6 protein-coding genes are annotated in these 7,481 nt (G+C 33.5%); 2 read left to right on the top strand and 4 right to left on the bottom strand.

Translation table 11 applies throughout. The features are described from left to right. Nucleotides 1-135 precede the first annotated feature (135 nt). The 3 genes from ABX784_RS14255 to ABX784_RS14265 all read right to left on the bottom strand — a co-directional run bounded on the left by ABX784_RS14255 (nt 136) and on the right by ABX784_RS14265 (nt 3,185). Nucleotides 136-621, bottom strand: coding sequence for a hypothetical protein (locus tag ABX784_RS14255; protein WP_372655730.1), 486 nt, complete (start codon nt 619-621; stop codon nt 136-138). Nucleotides 622-848: 227 nt separating this feature from the next. Beyond that, the gene (locus tag ABX784_RS14260) at nt 849-1,616 is read right to left on the bottom strand and encodes a hypothetical protein (RefSeq protein WP_372655731.1); all 768 of its coding nucleotides are present in this window, start codon (nt 1,614-1,616) and stop codon (nt 849-851) included. A 72-nt stretch (nt 1,617-1,688) separates the two neighbouring features. After that, nucleotides 1,689-3,185: an ABC-F family ATP-binding cassette domain-containing protein gene (locus tag ABX784_RS14265; RefSeq protein ID WP_372655732.1), complete on the bottom strand. Its 1,497-nt coding sequence runs from the start codon at nt 3,183-3,185 to the stop codon at nt 1,689-1,691. 242 nt (nt 3,186-3,427) lie between these two features. On the opposite strand from ABX784_RS14265, the gene ABX784_RS14270 reads away from it, so the two are divergent. Beyond that, nucleotides 3,428-4,060, top strand: coding sequence for an NAD(P)H-dependent oxidoreductase (locus ABX784_RS14270; protein WP_372655733.1), 633 nt, complete (start codon nt 3,428-3,430; stop codon nt 4,058-4,060). A 96-nt stretch (nt 4,061-4,156) separates the two neighbouring features. Here ABX784_RS14270 and ABX784_RS14275 read toward each other — a convergent pair whose 3' ends face one another. Continuing rightward, on the bottom strand, nt 4,157-4,969 hold the full coding sequence (locus tag ABX784_RS14275) for a trypsin-like serine protease (RefSeq protein ID WP_372655734.1): 813 nt from the start codon (nt 4,967-4,969) through the stop codon (nt 4,157-4,159). Nucleotides 4,970-5,208: 239 nt separating this feature from the next. On the opposite strand from ABX784_RS14275, the gene ABX784_RS14280 reads away from it, so the two are divergent. Then, nucleotides 5,209-7,481: phosphoenolpyruvate carboxylase (locus ABX784_RS14280; protein WP_372655735.1), on the top strand; the 2,273-nt coding region annotated here is incomplete at its 3' end.

The following is a 7,481-nucleotide window of genomic DNA, read 5'->3' on the forward strand; positions in this document are numbered from 1 at the left end:
ATTATATTCACTTACTTCCTTGTTCCTGTTGTTCATTTACTTGTTTATAAAGCAAAAGATTTGTTTGCAAAAATAGGTAATAAAGAAAAGATTGTTGTTAATTCATAAAAAGAAAGGCCCTGAAAAGGGCCTTTTTTATAGCATCCATTGAAATTCAATTAAATTATTTCCACTTGTACTTTCACACTGACCATCTAGATCTTTTAGAAAAAGCATAGAGATATATGCATTGTATTTAATTCTATACTTAAATCCTGGAGTCATTATTTCATCAAGTTTATTTTTTAGTTCTAAACAACTTTCAGCATTATTAATATAAGACTTCTCATAGTTTAGTGTTGTAGTCCCTTTCTTTCTTGAATAATCAGCAGTGTAATGACACTCATTATCTAATGATTTTATATCAATAAGAACTCTTCTAGTAGAGCTAGATATTCCAAGTTTTGTAAACTCAACCTGTAGGTCAACTATTTCATTTGGTGCACTAACTTTATCTCTAAAACTTTTACACGCAAAATTTGTAAAGTCTGTCACAAACTTCATGTCTGAGGCCTGTGGAGTAACTTCACTTGCAAATGTTAGGCTTGAGTATGTCAGTAAAATAATAAGTATTTTATTCATTTATAATCCTCTTTATATTAATGATTAGAAATTAATAGGAATATTAAGAAAGGTAAAATATTTTGGTCTCTTAAGGTAATCTTTATATGCGTCAATTCAGACTATTATTAAATAGTTAATATTAATTTAAGCATTTTCTATTAAGGTAATTTTCGTCAAGAGTATAACTTTCGAGACCGTAGTGAAAATATGTAATTTTTTTCAAAGTAAAAACTCACGTAAATTCCCTATTCTTTTGTATATTTAAGTACACCTTCAGGGATAGAACTAGTAAAGGTCTTTACTAGTAACTTCTTATACTGGGGGCTTTTTAAGTATAGAGATAATTTTTTGTTAAATTCTTCATAGATGTCTTTTGAGTTTTTATGACTCTTGCTTATAAAAAAAGCCGCTTCTGTTTTATAGCAAAGGTCTTTATGGTAAATGAAGTCATCAAGCGTACTTTCACCAACAATATCTTCATGAGAATAAAATAATGGGCTGAAAGTTATAAAATCAACTCTTCCTTTCTTTAGTAAATTAAAAGCATTCTCTGAGTCTGTATATGTTGTAATTGAGAAATTATATTTATTTGCAAAATCCTCCTCCTGTTGAGCGCCTCTAAGGATACCAATTCTAATATTTTTTAAGGTTGTTAAATCTTTTTGCAACTTGTCCTTATTAGTTTTTGAAAAAAGTAAGTAAACATTGAGGTCAAATATTGGAAGGATGTAGGACTTAGAGAGTTCCTCTTTTGAAAAGTTATCTGCTGCGCCTAAGTGTAAGTAATATTTCTTAGTCTTGTAATAGTTCAGAGCTCTTTTTACTGGAAACTTATGTGTATTAAATTTAATGCTTGTATTACTTTTGAAGTCGATAAGAAGTTTATCAACAAAACCTAATTCATTACTTTGCAAAAAAGGAGGGTAGTTAAATGTTACAAGATCTAATGTAGATGCTTCTACTGTTAAATACAGAGAAGCGCTTATTAGAAAAATAAATACTTTTGATATCACTTTTAATCCAGTTATTTAAGGTGTTTATAACTGGAATCTTATCATATATCCGAGAATATACAGTAGAAATAATTACTCTTCATTTTCCCATCCTATTTTCTCTAGGAACTCATCATAAGTACCGTCGAAGAACTCAGCTTTCCCTTTGTGGAAAATAATGAGTTTGTTGACTGAGGCCCTCAATAATAGCTCTGAGTGAGTTACAAGTATGACAGCTCCAGGAAATCGAACAATTTCTTCGCTTAAGGTTTGTATTGATTCCATGTCCAAATGGTTAGTAGGCTCATCTAGGAGTAAAAGATTGGATTTTCTTGCGAGGATTTTTCCAAGCATGACACGACTTTTCTCGCCTCCAGATAAGACTGATATCTTCTTTTTTGCAAGGTCGTCAGCAAACATCATCGTTCCACAGATCTTTCTAACTTGACCAGTTCCTAGGCTGTGATTACTTTCTGAGATTTCTGTTAATATTGAATTTTCTAAATGAAGTCTTTCAATATTTGTTTGACCAAAGTGTCCCATTGATAGGGAAGGGTGACTTTTAATTTCACCTGTTCTTGGTTCAAGTTCTCCTGCAATTACATTTAGAAGTGTAGACTTTCCTTTTCCGTTTTTTCCAATAATTCCAATTCTGTCATGTCGTCCAACATTAATGCTTATGTTTTTAAAAAGATCGTCTTCTTCTTTTCCAGAGTATGCAAAACTTAAATCTTTAGTCTCTAAAATGACTTTTCCAGGGCACTCTTTATAATGAAATCTAAAGCCAAGATTATTTTCAGAGTCGAGCTTTTCCATCGTTCCCATTTTTTCAATTTGCTTTGCTCTGGATTGTGCTTGTGTGGCCTTTGATGCTTTTGCTCCAAACCTATCTACAAAGCCTTGAAGTTCTTTCTTCTTTTTTTCCTGTGTGAGTCGAGTTTGTTCATACATTTCCTCGGCAATACTTAGTTGCTCATAGAACTTTTCCGTATTTCCTTTGTATTTACTGAGGCTTTTTCTACTTAGTCCAGCAGTGTGAGTGGTTACAGAGTCCATAAAGTCCTTATCATGAGTGATAAGTAACACTTCCCCCTTAAATGATGTTAGAAATCCTCTAAGCCATCTTAAGGAAACAATATCTAAATAGTTTGTAGGTTCATCAAGTAAAAGTAGGTTAGGGTTTTGGACTAATGCTTTGGTTAGGTTGATTCGTACTTGATATCCCCCAGAAAAGCTATTTGGGTCTTTTTCTAGATCTTCTTCTGAAAAGCCTAGGCCAAAGAGAATCCTTTCTGCTTTCCACCAATCATATTGTTCTTCTTCAGAAAGCACCTGGCAGCATTCTTCGAGTACTGTTGGCTTTGTAAAGTGTATATGCTGGTCAAGTGCACCTATTTTATAACCTTTAGGAATGACTACTTCTCCACTATCTGGCTCCATTTCTCCAAGTATAATTTTAAATAGGGTAGACTTTCCTGATCCATTTCTACCAACAAAGCCAATACGCTCTCTTTTTCCTAGTAATAAGTTTAGATCATTGAAAAGGACCTGAAGGCCAAAATGTTTTGAAATATTATTCAGTTGAATCATAGTTTATCCATATTTTTATTTTTGGAACACAATGGCATATATGAAGCATTAAGTCTTAGATATCTTTAAGAAGCTGTAAATGATTCCATTTTAATTTATGTTGTTTAATAAAGTAGTTAAATTAAGAAAAAAGAGAACAAAATTTCTGATTACTTTGAAAATAGCTATTTATTTAATACTATATACTAGAAGATTAAAACTAAACGATTGATATCGTTGTAAATAAAATTATGGGAGTTGAAGTGAATCATATAGAAAAGCTGGAATGGAGATACGCTACAAAAGAATTTGATGCTACTAAGAAGTTAAGTGAGGAGCAAGTAAAAACTCTTGCTGAGTCTTTAAGGCTTGCTGCTTCGTCTTTTGGACTGCAACCATGGACCTTTTATATTATTTCTAATGATGATGTTAAGCAAAAGTTGTTGCCACATAGTTGGAATCAGAAACAAGTTGTAGACTGCTCTCATCAGATAGTTTTTTGTACAATGACTGATTTTGGAGCTTCAAATGTTGAAAAATATATTCAAGATATAGCTTCTACTAGAGGTCAAAGTGTAGAAGAGCTTGAGGGGTATTCTAAAATGATGAAAGGTTTCCTTTCAGGGAAAGGAAAAGAAGAGGTGCTCACTTGGGCAAAGAATCAAGTTTATATTGCTCTTGGAAGCTTTTTAACGACTTGTGCTGAGCTAGAAATAGATGCATGTCCTATGGAAGGAATTGTTCAGTCTGAGTACGATAGTATCTTAGGTTTAAAGGACAAAGGTCTTACAACTGTTGTTGCTTGTCCTGTTGGATTTAGAGCTGAGGGTGATAAGTACGCAGAGTTATCTAAGGTTAGATTCCCGCTAGAAGAAGTTGTTAAGTTTATTGATTAAAACAGTAAAAAATTGATGGAAGGATTAATTATTCATTTATTCTTGAATATATTATCCTTCCTTCTTTGAGAGTAAAAGAACTAACATAGAATAAAATTACTTCTTTATTTCATACATTGATGGACTCAAGTAGAGAGATTCATCCGCTTCCTTAAAGGCATACTTCCCTGGGATCATCTTAATAAATTTTTCGACAGGTCTTTGCATTTGATTTTTTTCTAATAGTTGCCCCGTGAGCTCGTTATAAATAAGGTAGATAAAACGTTTATCTTGAAATTTATAACCTTTGGCCGGCAAAATCTGAGCACTCATGACTCCGATGTATTCCCCTGATTCATTTAGTACTGGTCCGCCACTAATACCAATGACAGACTTTAATTTTGAATTACACTTTATAATTCTCCCAATGCCTTTAGGGTTGACTGGAGTTTCATATATAGTTGAGCCTAGAAAGTTACAGCTTAGTTTAGTTGCAACACGCTTAGATCTAATAATTGGATAACCAAGAACAGTTACTTTGTCGCCAATAGCAGGCTGCACACTGCTTAAAAAAAGCTCGTTAGTTTTAATACTTGTTGATTTAGAGATTTCTTTAAAAAGAGTGTCTCCCTCTGGGTTGTAGTAGTGATCTTCAGAGAAGTTAACTGTTACCTTTGATGAACGAACTTTCTTATAATTCCTAGAGTTGTAGATATATGAATCAACTTTTTTAGAAGGAGGTTTTTTAAAGCAATGAGATGCACTAATAAAATATCTTTTGGTGTTATATTTAACAAATGCCCCTGAGCAGTTGATATTTTTATTCTTTGCTCCTGAATTATAGCTAACAGCAATATCTGTTACTTTGATGCTTGCTTGCACACTTTGTAGCTGTAGTACGAAAAGTAGTAAAATTGAGATTTTTTGCATAAAAGTAAATTACTATAAATAGAGCTTCTTAAGTCTAAACTTGTAAGACTTTTACAGGGTGTCTATATCTTGGACATTTTTTATATTTCACTATCGTCTTTAATATTAGAGTGTTAGCTCATCTTTCACTGTAAATAACTAGAGCTCAATTTATTTAAGTATATGTAATGACATTACGAATGGATGTTTATTAATATTTAAGTAGTAAAATTTATTTATCTTTAAAGGATTACTCGTCTATGAAAGCTGAACATAAACTACCCCTGGAACTTAAGAAATTAGTTAGCCGTGTCGTGGCCATTTTAGGAGACGTTATACGAGAAGAGGCCGGAGAAGGGCTCTTTAAGAAAGTAGATTCTCTTAGACAAGAGATGGTGACCTATAGGTCTTCAAGTGTTGAGGAGAGAAGTAAGATCCTTCAAATGCAATATAGAAGACTAGATAAAGAAAAGAATAGTGATAAACATACAATCGCTCATTCCTATACTTTGATGTTGGAGCTTATAAATACATGTGAAGCTGCTTATAGAACCTATAGGTTAAGATTGCATGAAGGAGCAGTAGCTTCTTTTTCAAAGCAAGATAGTACTATGGTATATGTTCTCACTGCTCACCCAACAGAAGCTCGAACTCCTGCAAATATAGAACTCTTCGCTAGAATTCAAAAGATTTTAGTCAGTATTTTGGAAAAAACTGCTGAGCAGCAATATTTAGAATCTATTATAAAGCATAATTTAAAAGTCGCATGGCATCTTCCTGTTACTAGACATAAAAAGCCTGAAGTTCTAGATGAGGCCAAGCATTTATTCTCTATAATATTTAGGAAAGATATTTTTGATACATTACTTCGTGCCGATAGAGATCTCGGAAAAATCAGAGTTCGAACATGGGTCGGTGGTGACAAGGACGGACATCCTGGAGTAGATGAAAAAGTAATGCTTGAATGTTTGCAGGCCTCAAGAAGCTTCTTTATTAGGGCCGTTCGCGAAATCATAGTAAAATTAGATGAAGATATATCAATGATCGAAAATAGTGACTTAAGTAAGAGGGTTACTAAGCTGGCTGAGTGCTTAGAGACATTAAAAATTATGGCGCCTAAAGATGCAAGTCGGATCAACTCTTTGCGCTCTAAGATAGAGAGTTTTACTAAAGTCTATGAGACTGTAATAGGAGCAGTCAGTCCTCGTATCCTAAAACTGAAGTCAATCTTAGATATGTTTCCTGGGTTAGTTATTCCAATTGAGTTACGTGAAGATAGTGAAGTAATTGCAGAATCCTTAAAATCTAAAAAACCATTAGCTATTGAAAGAATGCTTAAAACTCTTTCAGGGATTGCTAAGGGAGTCGAGGTTCGAAATTATGTTCAAGGCCTGATCATTAGTATGTGCCAATCCTATGAGGATATAGAGAACACAATTAAATTGAGTAATAAAACTCTTGGAGAGTTAACAATTCCAATCATTCCTTTGTTTGAAACCTCTCAGGCCTTAGATGATTCTTCTGATATAGTTCGTTTATTATTAAATAATAAAAAATATATTCAATATGTTAAAGAGCGTTGGAATAATCGCTTAGAGGTTATGTTAGGCTATTCTGATTCTTCTAAAGGTATGGGAGTTCTTCCAAGTAGAATTGCCATCGCTCGAACAATGAGAAGTTTAGATGAGATAATTACTCAAAGTGGTCTACAACCAGTTTTCTTTCATGGCTCTGGTGGCTCTGTTGATAGGGGTGGTGGAAGTATAAAAGAGCAAACTGCTTGGTGGCCAAAATCAGCACTGACTTTATATAAGGCCACAATTCAAGGGGAAATGGTTGAGAGAACCTTTACTTCTTCAGAGGTAACCCTATCAGGTATTGATAAAGTACTAACAAACTTCAAACAAGTAAAAACAAAGAAAGGTTCTATCAAAATAGATAAATCTGTTGAAGAGTTTGCAGGAATGGTTGCGTTTCATTATAAGAGTAAGATCTCTCAGGAAGACTTCTTTGAAATGGTATCTGCTGCAACTCCTTACTCTTACCTTAGTGTTTTAAAATTAGGTTCAAGACCTTCTAAGAGAGGCTCAGAAAAAGGAAGAACTTTAGACTTTAGTTCAATTAGAGCTATTCCTTGGATTCTTTGCTGGACTCAAACAAGGATACTCTTTCCATCTTGGTGGGGAGTAGGAAGCGCATGGAGTGCAATTAGAAAAGATAAGAAGAAAATGCTATCCCTGCAAAAAGCATATAAAACAAGTAATCTCTTCTCTTCATATATAAGAACTCTGGGATTCACTGTGAGTAAAGTGGACCTTTGTGTTTTTAAGCTTTACCTATCTAAGAGTACTCTAACAAAGGCACAGCAAAAGAAAGTTTTTCACGAGTTTCAAGCAGAAGTTCAATTAGTTAAGAATTTTCTTTTCTCTATGACAGGACGAAAGGTTTTATTATGGGATAAACCATGGCTTGCAGATTCTATAAGACTAAGGTCTTCGATGATTCATCCACTAAACATTCTTCAAATTCAAGG

Source organism: Halobacteriovorax sp. (assembly GCF_041587335.1).
In the GTDB taxonomy this organism is placed as follows: Bacteria; Bdellovibrionota; Bacteriovoracia; order Bacteriovoracales; family Bacteriovoracaceae; genus Halobacteriovorax.